The 20,732-nt window shown below is 66.5% G+C and carries 18 protein-coding genes; 10 read left to right on the forward strand and 8 right to left on the reverse strand.

What is annotated here, in order from left to right:
• Positions 1 to 33: 33 nt before the first annotated feature.
• Genes J7I79_RS24235 through J7I79_RS12435 form a run of 3 tightly spaced genes read right to left on the reverse strand, consistent with a single transcriptional unit; the run spans position 34 to position 2,353 of the window.
• A complete protein-coding gene (locus tag J7I79_RS24235) occupies positions 34 to 1,200 on the reverse strand; it encodes an SRPBCC family protein (protein WP_251042747.1) in 1,167 nt (388 codons plus the stop codon).
• Between the two features lie 31 nt (positions 1,201 to 1,231).
• Positions 1,232 to 2,059 carry a DUF1206 domain-containing protein gene (locus tag J7I79_RS12430; protein ID WP_214953580.1) on the reverse strand — a complete coding sequence of 276 codons (828 nt, stop codon included), beginning with the start codon at positions 2,057 to 2,059 and terminating at the stop codon, positions 1,232 to 1,234.
• 3 nt (positions 2,060 to 2,062) lie between these two features.
• A complete protein-coding gene (locus J7I79_RS12435; RefSeq protein WP_214953582.1) occupies positions 2,063 to 2,353 on the reverse strand; it encodes a hypothetical protein in 291 nt (96 codons plus the stop codon).
• Between the two features lie 145 nt (positions 2,354 to 2,498).
• Between J7I79_RS12435 and J7I79_RS12440 the strand changes: the two genes are divergently transcribed.
• The gene (locus J7I79_RS12440; RefSeq protein ID WP_214953584.1) at positions 2,499 to 3,038 is read left to right on the forward strand and encodes a hypothetical protein; all 540 of its coding nucleotides are present in this window, start codon (positions 2,499 to 2,501) and stop codon (positions 3,036 to 3,038) included.
• Positions 3,039 to 3,122: 84 nt separating this feature from the next.
• Here the strand turns inward: J7I79_RS12440 and J7I79_RS12445 are convergent, their stop codons facing one another.
• The 4 genes from J7I79_RS12445 to J7I79_RS12460 all read right to left on the reverse strand — a co-directional run bounded on the left by J7I79_RS12445 (position 3,123) and on the right by J7I79_RS12460 (position 8,029).
• Complete coding sequence (locus J7I79_RS12445; protein WP_214953586.1) at positions 3,123 to 4,391, reverse strand: AI-2E family transporter; 1,269 nt, start codon at positions 4,389 to 4,391, stop codon at positions 3,123 to 3,125.
• 214 nt (positions 4,392 to 4,605) lie between these two features.
• Entirely contained in the window at positions 4,606 to 5,286 is a 681-nt protein-coding gene (locus tag J7I79_RS12450; RefSeq protein WP_214953588.1) for a FadR/GntR family transcriptional regulator, read from the reverse strand.
• Positions 5,283 to 6,509, reverse strand: coding sequence for an MFS transporter (locus tag J7I79_RS12455; RefSeq protein ID WP_214953590.1), 1,227 nt, complete (start codon positions 6,507 to 6,509; stop codon positions 5,283 to 5,285). The genes J7I79_RS12450 and J7I79_RS12455 overlap by 4 nt, the downstream gene beginning before the upstream one ends.
• Before the next feature lie 77 nt (positions 6,510 to 6,586).
• On the reverse strand, positions 6,587 to 8,029 hold the full coding sequence (locus J7I79_RS12460) for a PucR family transcriptional regulator (protein ID WP_214953592.1): 1,443 nt from the start codon (positions 8,027 to 8,029) through the stop codon (positions 6,587 to 6,589).
• A gap of 167 nt (positions 8,030 to 8,196) precedes the next feature.
• On the opposite strand from J7I79_RS12460, the gene J7I79_RS12465 reads away from it, so the two are divergent.
• The 3 genes from J7I79_RS12465 (at position 8,197) to J7I79_RS12475 (ending at position 12,134) form a co-directional block, all read left to right on the forward strand.
• A complete protein-coding gene (locus tag J7I79_RS12465) occupies positions 8,197 to 9,627 on the forward strand; it encodes a gamma-aminobutyraldehyde dehydrogenase (RefSeq protein WP_214953594.1) in 1,431 nt (476 codons plus the stop codon).
• A 53-nt stretch (positions 9,628 to 9,680) separates the two neighbouring features.
• Positions 9,681 to 11,036 carry a 4-aminobutyrate--2-oxoglutarate transaminase gene (gene gabT / locus J7I79_RS12470; protein ID WP_214953596.1) on the forward strand — a complete coding sequence of 452 codons (1,356 nt, stop codon included), beginning with the start codon at positions 9,681 to 9,683 and terminating at the stop codon, positions 11,034 to 11,036.
• 234 nt (positions 11,037 to 11,270) lie between these two features.
• Positions 11,271 to 12,134 (forward strand): universal stress protein, encoded by an 864-nt coding sequence (locus J7I79_RS12475; RefSeq protein WP_214953598.1) that lies wholly within the window; start codon positions 11,271 to 11,273, stop codon positions 12,132 to 12,134.
• A 129-nt stretch (positions 12,135 to 12,263) separates the two neighbouring features.
• Here the strand turns inward: J7I79_RS12475 and rarD are convergent, their stop codons facing one another.
• Positions 12,264 to 13,274 carry an EamA family transporter RarD gene (gene rarD, locus J7I79_RS12480; RefSeq protein ID WP_251042749.1) on the reverse strand — a complete coding sequence of 337 codons (1,011 nt, stop codon included), beginning with the start codon at positions 13,272 to 13,274 and terminating at the stop codon, positions 12,264 to 12,266.
• A gap of 166 nt (positions 13,275 to 13,440) precedes the next feature.
• On the opposite strand from rarD, the gene J7I79_RS12485 reads away from it, so the two are divergent.
• From J7I79_RS12485 to J7I79_RS12510, 6 genes are all read left to right on the forward strand, one after another.
• On the forward strand, positions 13,441 to 14,451 hold the full coding sequence (locus J7I79_RS12485; RefSeq protein WP_214954276.1) for a DNA topoisomerase IB: 1,011 nt from the start codon (positions 13,441 to 13,443) through the stop codon (positions 14,449 to 14,451).
• A gap of 66 nt (positions 14,452 to 14,517) precedes the next feature.
• Positions 14,518 to 15,972: an FAD-dependent oxidoreductase gene (locus J7I79_RS12490; protein ID WP_214953600.1), complete on the forward strand. Its 1,455-nt coding sequence runs from the start codon at positions 14,518 to 14,520 to the stop codon at positions 15,970 to 15,972.
• Positions 15,973 to 16,082: 110 nt separating this feature from the next.
• Complete coding sequence (locus J7I79_RS12495; protein WP_214953602.1) at positions 16,083 to 17,489, forward strand: GAF domain-containing protein; 1,407 nt, start codon at positions 16,083 to 16,085, stop codon at positions 17,487 to 17,489.
• A 122-nt stretch (positions 17,490 to 17,611) separates the two neighbouring features.
• Positions 17,612 to 19,135, forward strand: a complete 1,524-nt coding sequence (locus J7I79_RS12500; protein WP_214953604.1) for an aldehyde dehydrogenase family protein — start codon at positions 17,612 to 17,614, stop codon at positions 19,133 to 19,135.
• 129 nt (positions 19,136 to 19,264) lie between these two features.
• Positions 19,265 to 20,287: an alcohol dehydrogenase AdhP gene (gene adhP, locus J7I79_RS12505; protein WP_214953606.1), complete on the forward strand. Its 1,023-nt coding sequence runs from the start codon at positions 19,265 to 19,267 to the stop codon at positions 20,285 to 20,287.
• Positions 20,287 to 20,694, forward strand: a complete 408-nt coding sequence (locus J7I79_RS12510; protein ID WP_214953608.1) for a DUF779 domain-containing protein — start codon at positions 20,287 to 20,289, stop codon at positions 20,692 to 20,694. The genes adhP and J7I79_RS12510 overlap by 1 nt, the downstream gene beginning before the upstream one ends.
• Positions 20,695 to 20,732 lie beyond the last annotated feature (38 nt).

The following is a 20,732-nucleotide window of genomic DNA, read 5'->3' on the forward strand; positions in this document are numbered from 1 at the left end:
TTCGCGCGTTCGTTTGTTAACGAGCGTGCGGCGTCAGTTGCCGGCGCCGCCCGAGGCCATCAGCTCGAGCCGGTTTAGCGTTTCTTTATTCCGGACCGAGATAAGCGGGTCCCGGATGAACTTGGGGATCAACAGGCCCGGGCCCTTGACTGCGTCCTCGGCGAGGGAAACCTTGCACCCGGTTTCCAGCGGCTCCAGGGTGATCACCACCTTCGCTTCTCCGAGGGGCCAGCCCCGGGCAATGAGTTCGATGGACTTCCCCGGATCCGACGCCGTCACCTTGGTTTTGTCGTTGATCAGGAGCGGCCACGCGCCAACCGAATGATGCAGCACGGCGTCGGTAGCGGGCCACGATGCGTCCACATCCCTGATCCTGGATGCACCCACAACCCACCCGGAGTAGAGCCAGCCGTCGGCGATGACGTTCCAGACGTCGGCCGGCGGAGTGAGGAAGGTCTTGGAAACTGTAGCCATTTCAGTGCTCGCTTTCTTCTGTGCCTGCTTCACGACGGCGGCGGGAGCCGGCCGCTGCGCCGCCCGGTAGGAGCGCTCCCGCAGACGCCGGGTCCACGCGTATGTCCGGGCGCCGGGAAGCTGATTTTCCAGCGGATTGAAGCGCAGGCGGGTGTCCGAGGGTATCGGAGCGGCCCGCAGGCGTAGCTCGCCGCATTGCCGCCAAGGTCCGGCCGGCCTGGCCCAGTAAAGTCCGAGCACCCATTCCCCGGAAGCCAGCGACCCCGACGGCAGGCTTACGGTCCGGAGCCCCAGCAGCACGGGCCCTTTCCGGCCGCGGTAGGGCATGAGGGTTGTCAGGGCGGCCGTGGCGGCGTCGAGCGTGGGCATCAGCAGGAACCTGCCCGGAACCTTCCAGCCGGTGGAGGCGAACAGCACATCCGCCGTGCCGCCGTCGGAGGGTGTGATGCGGAGGGCGAGTCCCAGGATGTCCGGAAGTGTCTGCGGCAGCCCCACCGACCGCGAGAACCTGGCCTCAATCGGGTCAACGCCGCGTGCGTCCAGCCAGTCAATCCCGCTGGACCGGCCGCCGTCCCCGGTGCGGGTGAGTACACCGTCAAGACCGACGCCATCCGGGTGAATCGGGCGGTCCGGCCGCGCGAGTTTGAGGGCCCGGAACATCGCAGCAAACGCGCGGCCCGCTGCTTCGGTGACGCCGCCGGCGTGCCTGGGTTCGTGGTCCGTCATGGCTTCCTTCCTATCGTTTCAACAGGTGGAACTACATCCGACCGAACCGGGCGCGGATCAGGGCAAAGAATCCATAGGCGATGAAGCCCGCCCCGATGGCGACGAGCAGATACGGTCCGTACGGATGGCCGCGCAGTGCCTTGAGGCTGCCGTCCAGCCCGGTGGACTCCTCCGGGCGGTGGTTGGCGGCGGCGATGACGATGAGCAGTCCGGCGAGGTTCAGGGCGATGCCCTTGGCCGTATGCCCGGTAATGCCCAAGGTGTCGATGAGCCTGCCTCGCCGGGTGCCGTCAAAGTGGAAGAGCTCCTCTTTGAATCCCCGCCGGACACCCTTCACCACGAAGTAGACGCCGATGCCCATGATGGTCAGGCCCAGGGCCACCAGCGCCCAAAGTCCGGCCGGGGTGGCCATCAGCGAGCTGCTGAAGTCACGCGTGCTGTCACCCGAATCCCCGCGAAGCCCCACCGCGAAGCCGGCGAAGCTGAGCCCCACGCTGCCGTAGGCGATCGCCAGGAAGCCGGAACTGAGCAGCTTCCCGACCCGCTCCTTGCGGGGGAGGTGGCGGGCGCGCAGGGTGGCCTCGCTTGCCTGCCCCAATGCCAGTCCCGTGCATGCCGCAACGCAGGCCCACATCACGGCGGGCCCCCACGGGTTGGCAGCTAGTTGTTCAATCGCGCCGGTGGCGTCGGCCTGCCCGGGCTGGCCGAAGGCGAGGGCAATGGAGATGACGCCGATAATAATGTGGAGTAGAGCCATGACGGCAAAGCCCGCCCTTGCCAGGACGTCCAGGGCCTTGGCATTGGACGCCTCCTCGACGGCGTCCGCGGCCTCGCTGATAGTGGATCCTTCGTCCGACATTGGCTAGCCGTTCATGGGTCCTTCAGCACGCAGTCTTTCCGCGTGGGGTCCTTCCACGTGCACTGTGCACCGGACCACCAGTTTCCCCGGCGCATTGTCCAGCTCCACCAGGGAGTCGTTGCCGCTCAGGACCGTGAAGACTTCAGATCCTGGCACAAGGGCTACCCCTTTGGCCTCCGCCGTCTCGCGGGCATTTCCCAGGGCCTCCAGCTCAAGGCCGTCGAGATAACTGCTGTCGCTGGCGCGGGCGGGGTCGCCGAAGGCCCAGCCAAACAAAGTCCCTGTGGTTCCCATGCCGACGATATTACGCCGTCTGCGCTTGCAAGACGGGCTTTCGTAACATTAGTAAGTGTGCTTACCATGGGTGGACCGTGACCTTGTGCCACAGCAAGTCCGCGGGAGCGGCAACTCGACCACTTCAACGTTAGGAATGCACATCATGGCAGGAAATCTCATTGCCCGGTCAGTTCACGACCTGACGGCAGCGGCGTGGTTCGGTGGATCCCTGATGGGTGCCATCGGCCTGAACGGTGCAGCGGCGGAAGCCAAGGACCCCTCCGAAAGGACCAGGCTGTCCAGTGCCGGCTGGATGAAATGGGCACCGCTGCAGACGGCGGCGTTTGCTTCGCACCTCGTGGCGGACCTCGCCATTGCGTGGGAGAACAAGGACCGCATCGCCAAGCAGGACGGCGTTGCGCGGGACACCGTGGTCAAGACGGCGGTGACCGTGCTGGGTGCGGGCGTGACCTTGTACTCCGGCATCCTCGGCAAGAAGGTTGAGAAGCTTGCGGGCGAGGGTGCCGAAGGTGCCACGGAACCGCGGGCGGAGGCCTCCGACGAGCTGAAGGCGGCGCAGCAGCAGCTCAAGATGCTGCAGTGGGCCATCCCCGCGTTCGCCGCGGCAGTCATCATCCTTGGCGCCAAGCACGGCGAAATGCAGCGCCCCAAGAACGTTTTCGCGGGTCTTCGCGCCGCCTAGTTCGTCAGGACAGGCGCCGCGGCGGCGGTTAGCTGAGAACGCACGACGACGGTCGGCACCCGGGTGCCGACCGTCGTCGTGCGTTTACTCCAAAACTTCCCGACCTCCCCTCCAACTAAGGTTAGGAGGGGGTGGCGATTGGGCGGGCTCACTGTTGGGCGGCGGCAGATCGGGGTTCATGTCCTCCAGGGTCGCATCCTCGGCCGTCCACACTTGGATGATGGCCCAGGCCACGGCGGCCAGCGGCACGGAAAGCACCGCACCCACGATGCCGGCCAGAATGGTGCCGGCGGTCAGGGCCATCAGGATCACCAGGGCGTGGAGTTGCAGCGACTTGCCCATGACAACCGGCTGCAGGAGGTCGCCCTCGAGCTGATTGACTGCGATCACCACCGCCACCACAATCAGCGCGACGACCGGCCCGTTTGCCACGAGGGCAACCAACGCGGCCAGGATGCCGGCCACGGTGGCGCCGACCAGCGGGATGAAGGCGGTAATGAAGACAATGATGGCCAGGGGGAAGGCCAGCGGAACCTGCATGATCAGCAGTGCTGCTCCAATTGCCACCGTGTCCACCAATGCCACGATCGCGGTGCCGCGCACGTAGCCGCCCAGCACCTCAAGGGTGCGGCTGCCCACCCGGCGCAGCTTTGCCTCCCGCTGGCCGGTGAAGGGACGGAGGAAGAAGTTCCAGATCTTGGCGCCGTCCTTGAGGAAGAAAAACAGTATGACCACCATGAGGCTGGCTCCTGCGATGAACTCGGTGACCACCGAGAGTCCTGTGATGGCGCCGGAGCGGACCTGGCTGCTGGTGGCAAACTGGACAATTCCCTCCCGCGCCTGGTCGAGCTGTTCCTGCTCAAGTGGGACGGGACCGGTCAGCAGGAACCGCTCCAGTTCATCCAGTCCCGAAGAGGCCTGCTGAACCAGCTCGCCCCATTGGTTGCGGACCGAGAAATAGATCAGGGAGGAGACACCGGCCAGCAGCAGCATCAGCGCTACAAAGGCCAGCCCGGTAGCAACCCCGCCCGGAAGGCCGCGGCGCCGGAGCATGTTCACGAACGGGCCGATGGCCGCGGCAAGGATCAGCGCGATTAAGATCGGAATGACCAGGAGCTTGATCTGCATCAGCGCGTAGACGGAAACCACGGCCACCATGAGGATCAGCAGGATCTGGGCTGCGCGGATGCCAACCCTGCCCAGTCCGTCGGCCCACAGTGCGCTGGCCGACTTGGTTTCCTTTGGTTTCACTGTCCCCGGACGCTGCCCTTGACGGGGCATCTCATCCGCCGCCGCTTGCCGCAGTGGCCCGGTGTCAGACTCGTGCTCGGTCAAGCGTGTTGATCGCGCCATGGGAACTCCTCATCATCAGCGGTGCTTGGACGCGGGTGCGCGCCGCAGGCATAACTACCTCGGTCAGATAGTAAGCCTACTGACGGATTGTGCCCCGGCGAAACCCCACAAGCGCAGCGCATCCCTCGACGCCCTTGGAGTTTTTGTCCAGATGGCGGGACATTGCCCTCGAGCGTTGGGCGCGGCGCAGGCCTGGGGCAAACGGCCGCTCTAGCTACACTCCGAGCCACTCCGCGCAGGAGTTCAGGTTCCGGTTGACGCTGTCCACGGCAGCGCTCTCGTTGTGCGCTTCTATGGCGTCAACCAGCTTGCCGTGCCCTTCGTCGGGGAGCCCGTTGAAGCCTTCCCGGCGCTGCTGCCGGAGCATGTCGGCATGGAACACGGAGCCGAAGCTTACGTATAGCTCGTGTAGCAGCGGGTTGCCGGTCGACTGCGCCACCAGCACGTGGAAGTCCCAGTCGGCCTGGGCCCACGCCGCGTAGTCCTTTGAGTTCCAGGCGTCGCGGCGCTGGTCGAGCAGGGCCTTCATGGCGGTGATGTGGTCTGGTTGTGCGTTGCGGGCGGACAGCCGGGCGGCCTGCGTGTCCATGCCGACCCGGACTTCAAGGATGTGCTCCGGCGTGTGGTCCTGGTACATGCGCTGTGCCGCGCCGGAGATCTCGCTCGTTGCGCGGACGTAGGTTCCGTCCCCGCGGCGGACCTCCAGCATTCCGCCATGGGCCAAGGCCTTGATGGCCTCGCGCAGGGTACCCCGGGACACGCCGAGCGTGGCCATCAGCTCGGGTTCGGCCGGGATTTTCTGCTGCAGCGGCCACTCGCCGGAGTGGATCATCCGGCGGAGCTTGTCGGTGATTTCGTCGGCCAGTACAGGCCGGCTCGAAGCAGTGAGGGTCATGGCCGGGTCCTTGTCAGCAGGTGCGCCACGACAATCTGGGCCAGGGCGATGGCCAGCAGCAGGATCAGCGGAACCGTCCAGCCGCCCGTGGCGCTGTGCAGCAGGCCCATGCCGAACGGGCCGGCCGTGGCGAGCAGGTAGCCCACCGACTGTGCCAGCGTGGACATGGCCGTGGTTTCCGCCGTCGTGCGTCCGCTGCGGCTGATCATCACCATGACCAGCGGGAAGATGCCCAGGCCGAATCCCAGCAGCACGGCGGGGACGGCAGCCAGTGAGGCGGGCAGAAGCATCAGGGCGGCCACGCCCAGGACCATGGTGACGCTGGCCAGGTAGAAGGCCGGCCGCAGCATCCGCGGCCGGGAGCCGATGGCGATCAGCACCATGCCGGCAGGCACGGAGACCAACTGCATCAGCCCGAACATCAGGCCGCTGTCCGTTGCGGTGAGCCCGGTGGTGGTCAGCATGTAGGGGAACCAGCTCAGCACGGCGTAGGCGAGGAGTGCCTGCAGGGTGAAAATGGCGGTGAGCAGCGCGCCTTTGCGGGTCCGCAGGAGCGGCCAGGGGGAAATGTGGCTGCCCCGGCCCGGCGTGGCGTTCCGGTGTGCGTGAAGGGCGACCGGCAGGAAACCCAAGAAGGCGGCCACCGAGAGCAGGCCGATGGAGCCCAGCCCGGCCGACGCCGAACCCAACCCCTGGGCAACGGGAACGACCATCACGGCCGTGACGGTGGCGCCGGTGGTCATGGTGACCGTGTAGAGCGCTGTCATCAGCGAGGTGCGGTCCGCGTAGTGCTCACGGATGAAGGACGGCATGGCCACGTTGCAGACGGCAAGTCCGGACATCCCCACCACGGTGCCCGCCAGCAGCATGCCGGTGGACGGGATGCCGCGCAGCAGGAGGCCGACGGCCAGCATTCCGAGGGACAGCAGGATGGCCTTCTCCACGCCTACCCGGCGCGTCAGCCAGGACGTGGCCGCCCCGGCAACCGCGAAGCACAGCGTGGGAATAGAGGGGATGACGGCGGCAATGAAGGCCCCGTAGCCCAGGACCTCCTGGAGATCGTGGAGGAGGGCGGCAGCCCCGGTGATGCCGGCGCGGAGGTTGAGGCCGATCAGGACAACGGCAATGATTCCGAGGACGACGACGGCGCGCGGCCGGGCAACGCCGACCCGTGCGGTGGGCGAGGTGTCAGTTCCGGGGGGTGCCGTCGTCGTGGTTGCCATACTTAAACATTAGACGTTAGACGTTTGATGTTTGTAAAGATGTGGCAAACATCTCGGACGATTCAAGCGGCGGGGGACTACCCCTGCTGCCGCTGGCTCAGCCGCTGCACCGCCAGGGCGAGCCAGAGCTGCACGCGGTCCTGGGTCTGGGCGGGGTCGTAGCCGGTCAGCTCGGTGATCTGCGCGAGCCGGTACCGGACGGTGTTGCGGTGCAGGGTCAGGGCTTCGGCGACGGCGGCCACCGAGCCGTTGTTGTTCAGGTAGCTTTCCAGCGTGGTCATCAGCTCGGCCCCGTGCAGGGCATCGAAGTTCCGCAGCGGGTTGAGGGACTCATTCGCCATGTCCGCGAGCGGCACGTCCTCGCTGGCCAGGAGCAGCGAGGTCAGGCTGAGCCGCTCGGGCTCGTTGACGGGCAGGCCGTGGCTTGCCGCGTCCCGTGCCTCGAAGTAGCTCCAGCGCAGCCCGTTGGGTTTGGTGTAGGCGCCGCCGATGCCGATCGTGGCGTGGATCCCGGCCTCGGCCAGGTGGTCACTCAGGCTTTTGGCCAGCACGCTGGCGCCGCTGCCGTCGTCCTGGACCACGATGATCAGGTCCTTGCCGACGACGGCGGTCACCCCGTGTTCCAGCGGCCGCGGCACCGAGGAAGTCACCAGCTGCTTGGGGTGCGCCGCGGACTCGGCCAGGAGGACCACGTTCTTCCGGGTGCTGTTGACGCCGATGCCGGCAAGCCGCCGGGACGCCTCGCTGGCCTCCAGGGTCCCGTGGATCACGTCCTCCAGCACCTGGCCGGACAGTGCCCGCTGGGCCTGCCGCTGCTTGACCATGTTGTTCAGCTCGACGCTGATCAGGTTCTGCGCGTACCCCACGATGCCGGAATCCTCGAAAGGCTGCCGGATCCAGAGCGTGCACGCGTCGCGCCGGCCGGTGGGGATGGGGTAGGACGCCCAGGTGTCCGCCGTGGGTGGCGGGTTGCCGGGCACGCTGTTGTACAGCTGCGCGGTGAACTGGGTCAGGACAATGTCCGTGCGGAGCATCGAGCCCAGGTTCTTGAGCAACTCGGACAGGCCGCCGCCGGTCAGCAGGGCACGGGCCAGAATCTGGTGGCCCGCAATGAGCCTTTCCAGCTTGGAGTAGTGGTCCGCGGACTGGGCGTCCGCCACCAGCTTGGTGATCGCAATGAACGGCGTCTCGTACGGGACCTCCACCACGGGAAGGCCCCAGCGGTTCGCCTCCGCAATCAGTGCCTGCGGAACGCCGTCGTGCGTCAGTCCGATCCCGAACCCGATCCCCACCGCGCCTGCCCGCTGCACCTGCCGCACAAAGCGGCGCTGCTCCGGGGCGGACTTCAGCCGCATTCCCGTGGTGAGCACCAGCTCGCCGCCGTTGAGGAAACGCTGAGGGTCCTCCTGCTCGGTGACGGCAACCCACTGGATGTCCTGGTGCCACGTGGTCTCCGCCAGACCGGATTTGGTGAGCTTGAGCGACTGTACGCCCAGCAGGGCGGCGAGGGAGATTGCCATGAATTCAGGATAACCGGGCGCTGGTCAACCGCACTAAAGGGTTCCGGGGATGGTGTGCAGGTGGCTATTCCCTGTGTACCGGCCCTGGCATAGGCTCATGAGCAGTCGCAACACTGCGCCGGGTCCAGAACCGGCTGCAGAAACCAGCATGAAAGAGGTTGTACACCGTGGTCCAAACCTTGCAGAACTTCATCAACGGCGAGTTCGTCACGCCCGCCGGCACCGGACTGCTGGACATCGTGAATCCCACGAACGGTGAAGTGGTGGCGAAGTCGCCCATCTCCGTCCAGGCCGACGTCGACGCCGCCATGACGGCCGCCAACGAGGCGTTCAAGACCTGGAAGCACGTCACCCCGGGCCAGCGCCAGCTGATGCTCCTCAAGCTTGCCGACGCCGTTGAAGCCAACAGCGACGAACTCGTTGAAGCCCAGCACCGCAACACCGGCCAGGTCCGCAGCCTGATCGCCTCCGAGGAAGTTGCCGCCGGCGCCGACCAGCTCCGCTTCTTCGCAGGCGCGGCCCGCATCCTCGAGGGCAAGTCCGCCGGCGAGTACTTCGAAGGCCACACCTCCTACGTGCGCCGCGAACCCATCGGCGTCGTGGCCCAGGTTGCACCCTGGAACTACCCGTTCCTGATGGCCATCTGGAAGATCGGCCCCGCGCTCGCGGCAGGCAACACCGTGGTCCTCAAGCCTTCGGACACCACCCCGGAGTCCACCCTGGTCCTGGCGAAGCTGGCCAAGGACATCTTCCCGGCGGGCGTCCTCAACGTTGTCCTGGGAACGGGCGAAACCGGCGCCATGATGGTGGACCACAAGGTCCCCGGCCTCGTCTCCATCACCGGTTCGGTCCGTGCCGGCATCGCGGTGGCCTCCGGCGCCGCGAAAGGCCTAAAGCGCGCCCACCTGGAGCTCGGCGGCAAGGCCCCGGCCATCGTGTTCAAGGACGCTGACATCAAGAAGAGCGCGGCGGCCATCGCCGAGTTCGCCTTCTTCAACGCCGGCCAGGACTGCACGGCCATCACCCGCGTGCTGGTCGAGGACTCGGTCCACGACGACGTCGTGGCAGCCATGGTGGAACACACCAAGACCCTGCACACCGGCTCGCAGAACGACGAAGACAACTACTTCGGCCCGCTCAACAACGTCAACCACTTCAACGCTGTGAACTCCGTGGTGGCGCACCTGCCGGAGAACTGCACGATCGTGACCGGCGGCCACCGCGTTGGCGACAAGGGCTTCTTCTTCGAACCCACCATCATCACGGGCGCCAAGCAGACCGATGACGTCGTCCAGAAGGAAACCTTCGGGCCGGTCATCACCGTCCAGAAGTTCAACACTGAGGCCGAGGCAGTGGAGCTGGCCAACGACGTCGAGTACGCCCTCGCGTCCAGCGTCTGGACCACCGACCACGGCACGGCGATGCGCGTCAGCCGCGACCTGGACTTCGGTGCGGTGTGGATCAACACCCACATCCTGCTGACCGCCGAAATGCCGCACGGCGGCTTCAAGCAGTCCGGCTACGGCAAGGACCTCTCCATGTACGGCGTCGAGGACTACACGCGCATCAAGCACGTGATGAGTGCGCTCGATGCATAACCCAGCTTCCTGACCTTTACGCCTCATCCCCAGCTTTCAAGAAAGGCTTCTCCATGACCACCACCGCCCATGACATCACCTACCGTCTCGAGCAGAAGCGCCGCGTTCAGGCGGACTTCCCGGGACCCAAGTCTGTTGCGCTGACCGAACGCCGCAAGGCTGTCGTGGCAGCCGGCGTCGCCTCCAGCGTCCCCGTCTTTGTCGCGGACGCCGACGGCGGCATCATCCACGACGTCGACGGCAACTCCTTCATCGACCTGGGTTCCGGCATCGCTGTGACCAGCGTCGGCGCGTCCGATCCCGCCGTCGTGGGTGCCGTGAAGGAAGCCGTGGAGCACTTCACCCACACCTGCTTCATGGTCACCCCGTACGAGGGCTACGTGGCTGTTGCCGAGCAGTTGAACCGCCTCACCCCGGGTGACCACGAAAAGCGCACGGTGCTGTTCAACTCCGGTGCCGAGGCCGTGGAAAACGCCGTCAAGGTGGCGCGCCTGGCCACCGGCCGTGACGCCGTCGTCGCGTTCGACCACGCCTACCACGGACGCACCAACCTGACCATGGCGCTGACCGCGAAGGCCATGCCGTACAAGACCAACTTCGGCCCGTTCGCGCCCGAGGTCTACCGCATGCCCATGAGCTACCCGTTCCGCGAGGAAAACCCCTCGATCACCGGTGCCGAGGCCGCCAAGCGCGCCATCACCATGATCGAAAAGCAGATCGGCGGCGAATCCGTTGCCGCGATCATCATCGAGCCGATCCAGGGCGAGGGCGGCTTCATCGTCCCGGCCGACGGCTTCCTGCCGGCACTGGCCGCCTGGGCCAAGGAAAAGGGCATCGTCTTCATCGCCGACGAGGTCCAGTCCGGCTTCTGCCGCACCGGCGAATGGTTCGCCGTGAACCACGAAGGTGTTGTCCCGGACATCATCACCATGGCCAAGGGCATCGCCGGCGGCATGCCGCTGTCCGCGATCACCGGCCGTGCGGACCTGCTCGACGCCGTTCACCCGGGCGGACTCGGCGGCACATACGGCGGCAACCCGGTTGCCTGCGCCGCGGCACTCGCGTCCATCGGTTCCATGGAGCAGTACGACCTCAATGCCCGCGCCAAGCACATCGAGGAACTGGCCACCGGCCGGCTCCGCGAACTGGCCTCCGAGGTATCGGTTATTGGCGACATCCGCGGACGCGGCGCCATGCTGGCGATCGAACTGGTGCAGGCCGGATCCAAAGAACCGAACCCGGAACTGACCAAGGCCGTTGCCGCTGCCTGCCTCAAGGAAGGCGTCATCATCCTCACCTGCGGCACCTACGGCAACGTCATCCGCCTGCTGCCGCCGCTGGTCATCGGCGACGAACTGCTGCTGGACGGCCTCGACGTGCTGGCCGCCGTCATCAAGGCGCACGCCTAACCAAGACCCGGGGCCCGCACCAGGACCCCACCCACTGGGACTCCGCCCGGATGCCTGACCCAGGCTTCCGGGAGCCAACCGAAGAGCCGCGGACCGACCGTCCGCGGCTCTTCTGTTTAAGCGGCCGGGGTGGCTAGAGTCAGCACTACCACTGCAGGAACGCAGACCGGCCGACGTCGCCCGGGAACCCCGAGTGCGGCCGGATTCTGCCCCAGACCCAAAAGGGGTTCACCCATGCGATACGTAGTTGGCTACACACCAAACGAGCGCGGCGCCGACGCTGTTGCCCTGGGGTCCGCGCTGGCCCGGGCGCAGGGCGCCCAGCTCGACCTCGTCTATGTGGTGAAAAAGGGCGTCCCGCATGCGTCGCAGGATGCCGGCGGCGGCCATGCCGGTGCCGGCGAGCAGGCGGTGCTGGACGCGCAGCGTGAGGGGCTGGCACTGGTGCCCGAGGACGTGAGCGTCGAGTTCCATGTGCGCCACGCCGAGTCGTTCGCCGCGGGCCTGATCGACGCCGCCGTCGAATACCAGGCAGGACTGATCGTGGTGGGTGCGGCGAGCAGCGGGCTGTTCAAGCGACACACGGTGGGCAGCGTGGCCAATGCGCTCCTGCACGCCTCCCCGGTTCCGGTCGCGCTGGCTCCCCGCGGTTACCGCCGCACGGAGGCCGTCACCCGGCTGACGCTCGCCGTAGGCCAGAGGGTGGGCGCGGAGGCAGCAATCGGTGTCGCCATCGCGGCCGCGCAACGCCGGGGTGCACCGCTGCGCATGGTCTCCCTGGTGGAGCTCGACGCGGAAGGTGACAGCGGCGAAGTGGTCAACGCGGCGCACATCCACGCCAATACCGTGCTCACCGAGGCGTCGCACCGGCTCCCGGAAGGACATAACGTGAGCGTGGAAGTGGCGCACGGACGCACCATCGAGGAGTGCATCGACGACCTCGAATGGGACGACGGCGAGATCCTGATCGTGGGTTCGTCGCGCCTGGCCGAGAAGAACAAGCTGTTCATCGGCAGCACGGCCAACAAAGTGCTGCGTGCTCTGCCCGTGCCGATGGTGGTTATCCCGCGCGAATACCAGCGCCTCGACAGCCCCTAAGCGCGAACGGGCACTTGCGGCCCTTCCGCAGGCCTAACTGACAGCGCGAACGGGCAGATAACGACCCCAAAAAGCGAAAAACAGGTCATTATCTGCCCGTTCGCGCTTTACGTTCGCGCTGGGTGGGGCTTAAGTGTCCGCTCGCGCTTCCCGCAGGGCGCGCTTCCGGGCCACGGAACTCCGGCGCGATGCCGCCAGCATGTCCACGGTCAGCACCAGCAGCGCCAGCCAGACCACGCCGAAGCCGATCCAGCGGTCCAGGGTCATGGTTTCCTTGAACACCACCAGGGCCACGATGAACTGGAGCACCGGCGCGAAGTACTGCAGCAGGCCGATGGTGGTCATGGGCAAGCGGCGGGCCGAGGCACCGAAGAACACCAGCGGCACCGCGGTGATGACGCCCGAGGAAACCAGCAGCCAGAAGTGCGCGGAACCCTGGGTGTCGAGCGTGGCGGCTCCGCTGATGCCAAGGAAGATCATCGTGGCGGCCGCGAGGGGAGCGAGCACCACCGTCTCCACGGACAGGCTGGTGATGGCGTCGGCCTTGGGCCCGATCCGCTTCTTCACGAAGCCGTAGAGCCCGAAGCTGACCGCCAGCGTCAGCGCGATCCAGGGCAGCTTGCCGTAGGAAATCGTCAGCACCACCACCGCAACGAAACCGATCCCGACGGCGGCCCACTGGAGCGGACGCAGGGTTTCCTTCAGCACGAACACCCCCAGCAGCACGGAGACGAGCGGGTTGATGAAGTAGCCCAGGGACGCCTCCACGGCCTGGCCGGTGGTGACGCCGTACGTGTAGGTCAGCCAGTTCACCGCGATCAGTGCCGCGGCGATGGACAGGGTGCCAAGGACGGTCCGGTTCCGGAACGCCGCCCCGAGCACGCGCCAGGAGCGGGTGACCGTGATCAGCAGCGTGCAGAAAAGCAGCGACCACACCACCCGGTTGGCCACGATTTCCACCGCACCGGCGGGCTGCAGGGCGAAGAAGTACAGGGGAAGCAGCCCCCACAGTCCGTACGCGCCGATCCCGAAGAGGACTCCCGCCGTCGTGTCCTTGTCCACTGCCTTAAGGGCGACGCCGGGGCGGCGCGGCTGTCCGCCGGAAGCTGCGGCGGACGCTGAGGTACCTGGAGTGGTCATGGCTGGGGCAATGGTTCCGTCGGGAGTAGGCACACGATCAATAACACCACCCGCGCGGGCGGTATTCCGCCAACACGGCAAACGATTCCCCGGGGCCGTGCTGCAGGGCCTTGCAGTGCTCAGTACGCTTACTAATATGAACAAGCATCCTGAGCCGGCCCGGGCCATGAGGCTCCGCCACAGCAACGCCTCGGGAAGGGGCTACCGGCGCCTGGCCGCAGGAACCGGCTTCACGTACCGGGACCTGGACGGTTCCACGCTGCCGCCGGGGCCGGTCCGGGACAGGCTGGAGAGCATCGGCATCCCGCCGGCCTGGACCGACGTGTGGATTGCGCCCTACGACAATGGGCACATCCAGGCCACAGGACTCGACGCAATGGGCCGCCGGCAGTACATCTACCACCCGGCCTGGCGGGAAAAGAAGGACCGGCTCAAATTCGACCGGGTCCTCCAGCTCGCCGAATCCCTGCCAACGGCGCGGAGGCTGGTCACCGTGGACCTGCGCAGCGACGGACTCTCGCGCGAACGCGTCCTGGCGGCTGCCTTCAGGATGCTGGACACGGGTTCGCTGCGGGTCGGGTCCGAGCGGTACACCAACGAGAACGGTAGCCACGGGCTGGCCACCCTGCTGTGCGCCCACGTGAAAGTGAGGCGGGAGAGCCTCCGGCTCAGTTTTCCCGCCAAGAGCGGCAAAACCTGGGAATCCGAGATCGACGACGCCGACCTCGCCGCCCTGGTCCGGGTGCTCAAGAGCCGGGGCGGCAACGCCCGGCTCCTGGCGTACAAGAACGGGCGCAGCTGGCATCCGGTGGGCAGCCCGGAGATCAACGAATACGTCAAGGAACGGACCGGGCAGGACTTCACGGCGAAGGACTTCCGCACCCTGCATGGAACCGTGGCTGCCGCGGTCAGCCTGGCCCGGATCGGGCCCCAGAAGACAGTGGCCGAGAAGAAGACGGCCATCAGCCTCGCGATGCAGGACGCGGCGGCGGTACTGGGAAACACCCCGTCGATCGCCCGGAAAAGTTATGTGGATCCGCGGCTCCTGGACTATTTTGCCGCGGGGGAGACCATCGACCCCCGGCGGACAGGCTCGGCTGAATCCGAATTGCGCGCGCTGCTGTACCGGGAGGGCGACGTAGTATCCCTCAACAGCTCCGCAGGGAAAGGGGGCTGACCAATTAGAATGGGGAACTGTGCGCTACGTGACGTGGCGCAGTTTCTCGTTTCAGAAGGGCTCCCGGTGTCCAACTCGGCCGAAACCACCCCCAAACGTCCCCTCCGCGTCGCGATTGTCGGCGCCGGACCGGCAGGCGTGTACGCCGCGGACATCCTGACCAAGTCCAACGAGGTCAAGGGTGGCGACTTCGAAGTCAGCATCGACCTGTTCGAGGCCTACCCTGCGCCCTACGGCCTGATCCGCTACGGCGTGGCACCGGACCACCCGCGCATCAAGGGCATCGTGAACGCACTGCACAAGGTGCTGGACCGCGGCGATATCCGGTTCCTCGGCAACGTGACCTACGGCCGCGATCTGAAACTCCACGATTTCCGCGCCTTCTACGACGCCGTGATCTTCTCCACCGGCGCCATCAAGGACGCCGACCTGAACGTTCCGGGCATCGAACTGGAAGGATCCTTCGGCGGGGCCGACTTCGTGTCCTGGTACGACGGCCACCCGGATGTTCCCCGCGAATGGCCGCTGGACGCCAAGGAAGTCGCCGTCATCGGCAACGGCAACGTGGCCCTGGACGTGGCCCGGATGCTGGTGAAGCACGCGGACGAGCTGCTCTCCACGGAAATTCCGGACAATGTCTACCGGGGCCTGAAGAACTCCCCGGTCACGGACGTTCACGTCTTCGGCCGCCGCGGCCCGGCGCAAGTCAAGTTCACCCCGCTGGAGCTGCGCGAGCTGAGCCACATGAAGGATGTGGACATCGTCCTGTACCCGGAGGACTTCGAGTTCGACGAAGCCTCCGATGACGCCATCCGCAGCAACAACCAGATCAAGACCATGGTGAACACGCTGACCAACTGGCTCGTGGAGGAGCACGCGGAATCCGAACAGCCGTCCTCCCGTCGCCTGCACCTGCACTTCCTGCATAGCCCGGTGGAGGTCTACGACGGCGCCGGCAACACCGCGGGCACCGGAAAGGTTGCGGGCATCAAGTTTGAGCGGATGCAGCTGGACGGCACCGGGCACGTCAAGGGCACGGGGGAGTTCATTGACTACCCCGTCCAGGCCGTCTACCGCGCCATCGGCTACCACGGCTCCCCGCTGGACGAGCTGGAATACGACGCCAGGGCCGGCGTTATCCCCAACGAGGGCGGCCGGGTCCTCGACTCCGAGGGCAATCCGGTTCCCGGGATCTACGCCACGGGCTGGATCAAGCGCGGTCCGGTGGGGCTCATCGGGCACACGAAGGGCGACGCCTTGGAGACCATCGGCTGCCTGCTGGAGGACCGGCTGACACTGCCGCCGGCGCAGAACCCGGATCCGCACGCCATCATTGCCCTGCTGGAGGAGCGCGGCGTCGAGTACACCACGTGGGAGGGCTGGAACAGGCTGGACGCCCACGAAGCAGCCCTCGGTCAGGCGTGGACCGAAGCGGAGGCGGAGACCGGCGTCGTCCGCGAACGCGTCAAGGTTGTGCCGCGCGAGGAAATGATCCGGATCTCCCGCAGCGCCGAGGGCTAACCCGACGACTAGCCCTATGGCGGCTTGCCGGATGGCAATAGACTGAGCAGACCAATCCAGCACGGCATACCGTCACGCCTGGCACACCGATGTGCCGGCAAGGGAGTTCGATGAGGAAAACGAATCAGCCAGCAGTTCCGGGAACGGACGCCGCGGCACTTCTCCAGCGGCATGCCCTGGCGGGCCACGAACTCCTCGGCGTGGCCGGCTTCGGCCCTGCCGGCGGCCTTGATTCCGTGAACAGCGCCGGCCCCACCGGCGGCGTGCACCTGCCCGGGCTGCGGAGCCTGGTGGAGGAATCCTGGCAGCGTTCCGTCCAGTTCCGGGCCAATCCGGACAACCCCGAAGCACCACTCGCCCTGGACGGGGAGGAGCTGGAGGAATACCGCCGGCAGCATCCGCTAGCCACCATCATGCCCGTGATCCATAAACTCCTGGTCCTGCCCAGCCACGACAGCGGCCTGCTGGTTGCCGTGGGCGATGAGGTGGGCCGCCTCCTCTGGGTGGAGGGTGACTCCGTAATGCAGCGGCGCGCCGAAGGCATGATGTTCGTGGCCGGCGCCGACTGGTCCGAAGCCAGCGTTGGCACCAGCGCCCCGGGAACCGCCCTTGCCCTGGGCCGAAGTATCCAGATTTCCGGTGCCGAACACTACAAGCGCTCCGTCCATCCGTGGAGCTGCACCGCCGTGCCGTTCCACGACCCCGACTCCGGCGCACTCTTGGGGGTCGTGGACATCACGGGCACCGAATCCGCGGTTGCGCCGCACACACTGTCCCTCGTGGAGGCCACCGTGGCAGCGGCCCAGGCGCAGTTGCGCGTGGAGCGGCTCCAGCTGGCGGCCGCCCGCCAGGCCGCGCCGGCACGACGGCGGACGCCGTCTTCCGCTGCGAAGGCCGGTTCCGCGGTGGAAGGGAGCCTGTACCGCAACAGCCTCCAGCTCCTGGGCCGGGACCAGGCGCTGCTCAGCATCGAAGGCCGCACTGTGGCGCTCTCCGCCCGGCACAGCGAAATCCTGGCACTGCTCAGCGTCCACCCGAAGGGGCTCAGCGCGGAGGAACTCTGCACGCTGCTGTACCCGGGCGACGGCTCCTCCATGACGCTCCGGCCGGAGATGGTGCGCCTGCGCAAGGTCCTGCAGCAGCTGAGCCCGGATGCCGTCCCCGCGTCCCGCCCCTACCGGCTCCCCATGGACCTGATGCCGGACTCGAGCCAAGTGCTCAACTGCCTGCAGCGCGGGGCGCACCGCATCGCCCTGGAGATCTACCGCGGCGCGGTGCTGCCGCGTTCGGAAGCGCCGGGCATCATCGATCTCCGGGACCGCGTGTCCTCGCTGCTGCGCGAAGCGGTCCTGACGGACGGCAGCGCGGACGCGCTGCTGAAGTATGCGGAACTTCCGGAAGCAAAGGACGACGTCGGTGTCCGCACCGCCGCGCTGAGGCTGCTCCCGCTGCGCTCGCCCAAGCGGGCCGCCGTCGTCGCCGATCTTGAACGGCTGGAAAACGAACTCAGCGCCTGAGGCGTCGGCGCTGGCGTGCGGGACGGCGCTGGCGTGAGCTGAGTCACAGGGTTGCAACCTGGTTGCAACCTCCCGGCTCCTACGGTGGAGGCATAGTAACTGCCACAGCAAAGGAGCTAGCAATGACTGTCTACGCACAGCCCGGTACCGAGGGTTCGAAGGTTACGTTCAAGGACCGCTACGAGAACTGGATCGGCGGCGAATGGGTTGCCCCGGTCAAGGGCCAGTACTTCGAGAACATCACGCCCGTCACCGGCAAGGTCTTCTGCGAAGTTGCCCGCGGCACCGCGGAAGACATCGAGTTGGCACTGGACGCCGCGCATAAGATTGCACCGTCCTGGGGCAAGACCTCCGTCGCAGAGCGCGCCGCGGTCCTCAACAAGATCGCCGACCGCATCGACGAGAACCTCGAGATGCTTGCCGTTGCCGAGTCTTGGGACAACGGCAAGCCGATCCGCGAGACCCTCAATGCGGACATCCCGCTCGCGGCGGACCACTTCCGCTACTTCGCCTCCGCCGTCCGTGCCCAGGAAGGCCGGCTCTCCCAGCTCGACGACGACACCACGGCGTACCACTACCACGAACCCCTCGGCGTCGTCGGCCAGATCATCCCGTGGAACTTCCCCATCCTGATGGCCGTCTGGAAGCTCGCCCCCGCCCTGGCCGCAGGCAACGCCGTGGTCCTCAAGCCCGCCGAGCAGACCCCGTCCTCCATCCTGGTCCTGATGGAGCTCATAGGTGACCTGCTTCCGGCCGGCGTGCTCAACGTGGTCAACGGCTTCGGCGTCGAGGCCGGCAAACCGCTGGCCTCCAGCCCGCGGATCCGCAAGATCGCCTTCACCGGCGAGACCTCCACCGGCCGGCTGATCAGCCAGTACGCCAGCCAGAACCTGATCCCGGTCACGCTGGAGCTCGGCGGCAAGAGCCCGAATATCTTCTTCAACGATGTTGCCGAGTCCGACGACGCGTTCTATGACAAGGCACAGGAAGGCTTCGCGCTCTTCGCGTTCAACTCCGGCGAAGTCTGCACCTGCCCGTCCCGTGCCCTGGTCCAGGAAGGCATCTACGATTCGTTCATGGCTGACGCCGTGGCCCGGGTAGAGAAGATCATCCAGGGCAACCCGCTGGACACCGACACCCAGCTCGGCGCGCAGGCCTCCAACGACCAGCTGGAAAAGATCCTTTCCTACATCGACATCGGCAAGCAGGAAGGCGCCAAGGTGCTCACCGGCGGCGCCCGCGCCCAGCTGGAAGGCGACCTGGCCGGTGGATACTACGTTCAGCCCACCGTCTTCGAAGGCCACAACAAGATGCGGATCTTCCAGGAGGAGATCTTCGGACCTGTCGTGTCGGTCGCCCGGTTCAGTGACTACGACGACGCGATGGAAATCGCCAACGACACCCTCTACGGGCTGGGCGCCGGCGTCTGGTCGCGCAACGGCAACGTCGCCTACCGTGCAGGCCGCGAAATCCAGGCCGGCCGCGTGTGGGTCAACAACTACCACGCCTACCCGGCCGGCGCTGCGTTCGGCGGGTACAAGTCCTCCGGCATCGGACGTGAAAACCACTCCATGATGCTGGACCACTACCAGCAGACCAAAAACCTCCTGGTCAGCTACAACGAGAACAAGCTCGGCTTCTTCTAAGCCGCCCTTCAGCCCGGGCGGGGACGGATCAGCACTGATCCGTCCCCGCCCGCACCACCCTGGCCACCCCTCAGGAAGGCAGCACCACCTCCACCGCACCAACGCTCCATCAACGCAAGGATTTCGCCAATGACGACGACAATGCAAGCAGCAGTAGTAACCGAATTCGGCAAGGATCTTCAGATCCAGACCCTCCCCATTCCCACCCCGGGCCGGGGCCAGGCGCTGGTCAAGGTCATCACCACCGGCGTCTGCCACACCGACCTCCACGCGGCCGAGGGCGACTGGCCGGTCAAGCCGACACCGCCGTTCATCCCCGGCCACGAAGGCGTAGGCGAAGTGGTTGCCTTGGGCGAGGGTGTCACCGACCTGGCCGTCGGAGACCTCGTCGGCAATGCCTGGCTGTGGTCCGCCTGCGGCGACTGCCAGTACTGCCGCACCGGCTGGGAGACCCTCTGCGAAGCGCAGCAGAACGCCGGCTACAGTGTGGACGGTTCCTTCGGGGAGTACATGCTCGTGGACACGCGCTTTGCCGCCCGCATCCCTGCCGGCTCGGACCCCGTTGAAGTCGCCCCGGTGCTTTGCGCCGGCGTCACGGTATACAAGGGCCTGAAGATGACCGAAGCCAAGCCCGGACAGTGGGTCACCATTTCCGGCATCGGCGGACTCGGGCACATTGCCGTCCAGTACGCCGTGGCCATGGGCCTGCGGGTAGCCGCCGTGGATATCGCGGACGACAAACTCGCCCTGGCCAAGAAGCACGGTGCGGAACTTACCGTGAATGCGCTGCACGAGGATCCCGTCGAAGTCATCCAACGTGAAACCGGAGGTTGCCATGGAGTCCTGGTCACGGCTGTGCACCCATCAGCATTCGGACAGGCGATCGGGATGGCCCGCCGTGGCGGCACGATCGTGTTCAACGGCCTGCCGCCGGGCGACTTCCCGGCACCGATCTTCGAGATTGTGCTCAAGGGCCTGACGGTCCGCGGCTCAATCGTGGGTACCCGGCAGGACCTGGAGGAAGCCCTCGAGTTCTACGCGGAGGGCAAGATCCACCCCACCGTGTCCACGCGGGAACTCTCCGAGGTCAACGCCGTTCTTGACGAGATGAAGCACGCCAAGATCGACGGCCGCGTCGTCATCAAGTACTGATGATGGAGGCGAGGCTTGACGCGGCAGTGACGCTGCCCGGGGAAGACATCTCCCGCGTGGCGCTCACGGCCGAGGCTGTGGAACTGCTCAGGAAGCTGTGGGGCCAGCACGGGCCCCTCATGTTCCACCAGTCCGGCGGCTGCTGCGACGGCTCCTCGCCTATGTGTTATCCGGCCGGGGAGTTCATCACCGCGGAAGCCGACGTCCTCCTGGGGCTGTTCGACATCGCCGACGGCGTGCAGCCGCAGCCCCTCGAGTTCTGGATGTCCCGGGAGCAGTTCAGCTACTGGAGCCACACCCATCTGACCGTGGACGTGGTCCAGGGCCGGGGGAGCGGGTTCTCGGTTGAATCACCCGAAGGCAAGCGGTTCCTGATCCGGTCAAAGCTCATGGACTGGCCGGCCTGACCAGCCCGTCCCGGCAGCACGAACGAACACTTGAGGCC

The sequence above is a fragment of the Arthrobacter sp. ISL-69 genome (genome assembly GCF_018613775.1).
Classification (GTDB): Bacteria; Actinomycetota; Actinomycetes; order Actinomycetales; family Micrococcaceae; genus Arthrobacter.

Bases quoted from the DNA above. Each gene is read 5' to 3' on its own strand.
- adhP (WP_214953606.1), top strand. From the start codon at position 19,265: ATGACGACGACAATGCAAGCAGCAGTAGTAACCGAATTCGGCAAGGAT.
- J7I79_RS12455 (WP_214953590.1), bottom strand. From the start codon at position 6,509: ATGGCAACCACGACGACGGCACCCCCCGGAACTGACACCTCGCCCACC.
- J7I79_RS12435 (WP_214953582.1), bottom strand. From the start codon at position 2,353: ATGGGAACCACAGGGACTTTGTTTGGCTGGGCCTTCGGCGACCCCGCC.
- J7I79_RS12485 (WP_214954276.1), top strand. From the start codon at position 13,441: ATGAGGCTCCGCCACAGCAACGCCTCGGGAAGGGGCTACCGGCGCCTG.
- J7I79_RS12475 (WP_214953598.1), top strand. From the start codon at position 11,271: ATGCGATACGTAGTTGGCTACACACCAAACGAGCGCGGCGCCGACGCT.
- J7I79_RS24235 (WP_251042747.1), bottom strand. From the start codon at position 1,200: ATGACGGACCACGAACCCAGGCACGCCGGCGGCGTCACCGAAGCAGCG.
- J7I79_RS12495 (WP_214953602.1), top strand. From the start codon at position 16,083: ATGAGGAAAACGAATCAGCCAGCAGTTCCGGGAACGGACGCCGCGGCA.
- rarD (WP_251042749.1), bottom strand. From the start codon at position 13,274: ATGACCACTCCAGGTACCTCAGCGTCCGCCGCAGCTTCCGGCGGACAG.
- J7I79_RS12440 (WP_214953584.1), top strand. From the start codon at position 2,499: ATGGCAGGAAATCTCATTGCCCGGTCAGTTCACGACCTGACGGCAGCG.
- J7I79_RS12450 (WP_214953588.1), bottom strand. From the start codon at position 5,286: ATGACCCTCACTGCTTCGAGCCGGCCTGTACTGGCCGACGAAATCACC.
- gabT (WP_214953596.1), top strand. From the start codon at position 9,681: ATGACCACCACCGCCCATGACATCACCTACCGTCTCGAGCAGAAGCGC.
- J7I79_RS12430 (WP_214953580.1), bottom strand. From the start codon at position 2,059: ATGTCGGACGAAGGATCCACTATCAGCGAGGCCGCGGACGCCGTCGAG.
- J7I79_RS12510 (WP_214953608.1), top strand. From the start codon at position 20,287: ATGATGGAGGCGAGGCTTGACGCGGCAGTGACGCTGCCCGGGGAAGAC.
- J7I79_RS12445 (WP_214953586.1), bottom strand. From the start codon at position 4,391: ATGGCGCGATCAACACGCTTGACCGAGCACGAGTCTGACACCGGGCCA.
- J7I79_RS12460 (WP_214953592.1), bottom strand. From the start codon at position 8,029: ATGGCAATCTCCCTCGCCGCCCTGCTGGGCGTACAGTCGCTCAAGCTC.
- J7I79_RS12500 (WP_214953604.1), top strand. From the start codon at position 17,612: ATGACTGTCTACGCACAGCCCGGTACCGAGGGTTCGAAGGTTACGTTC.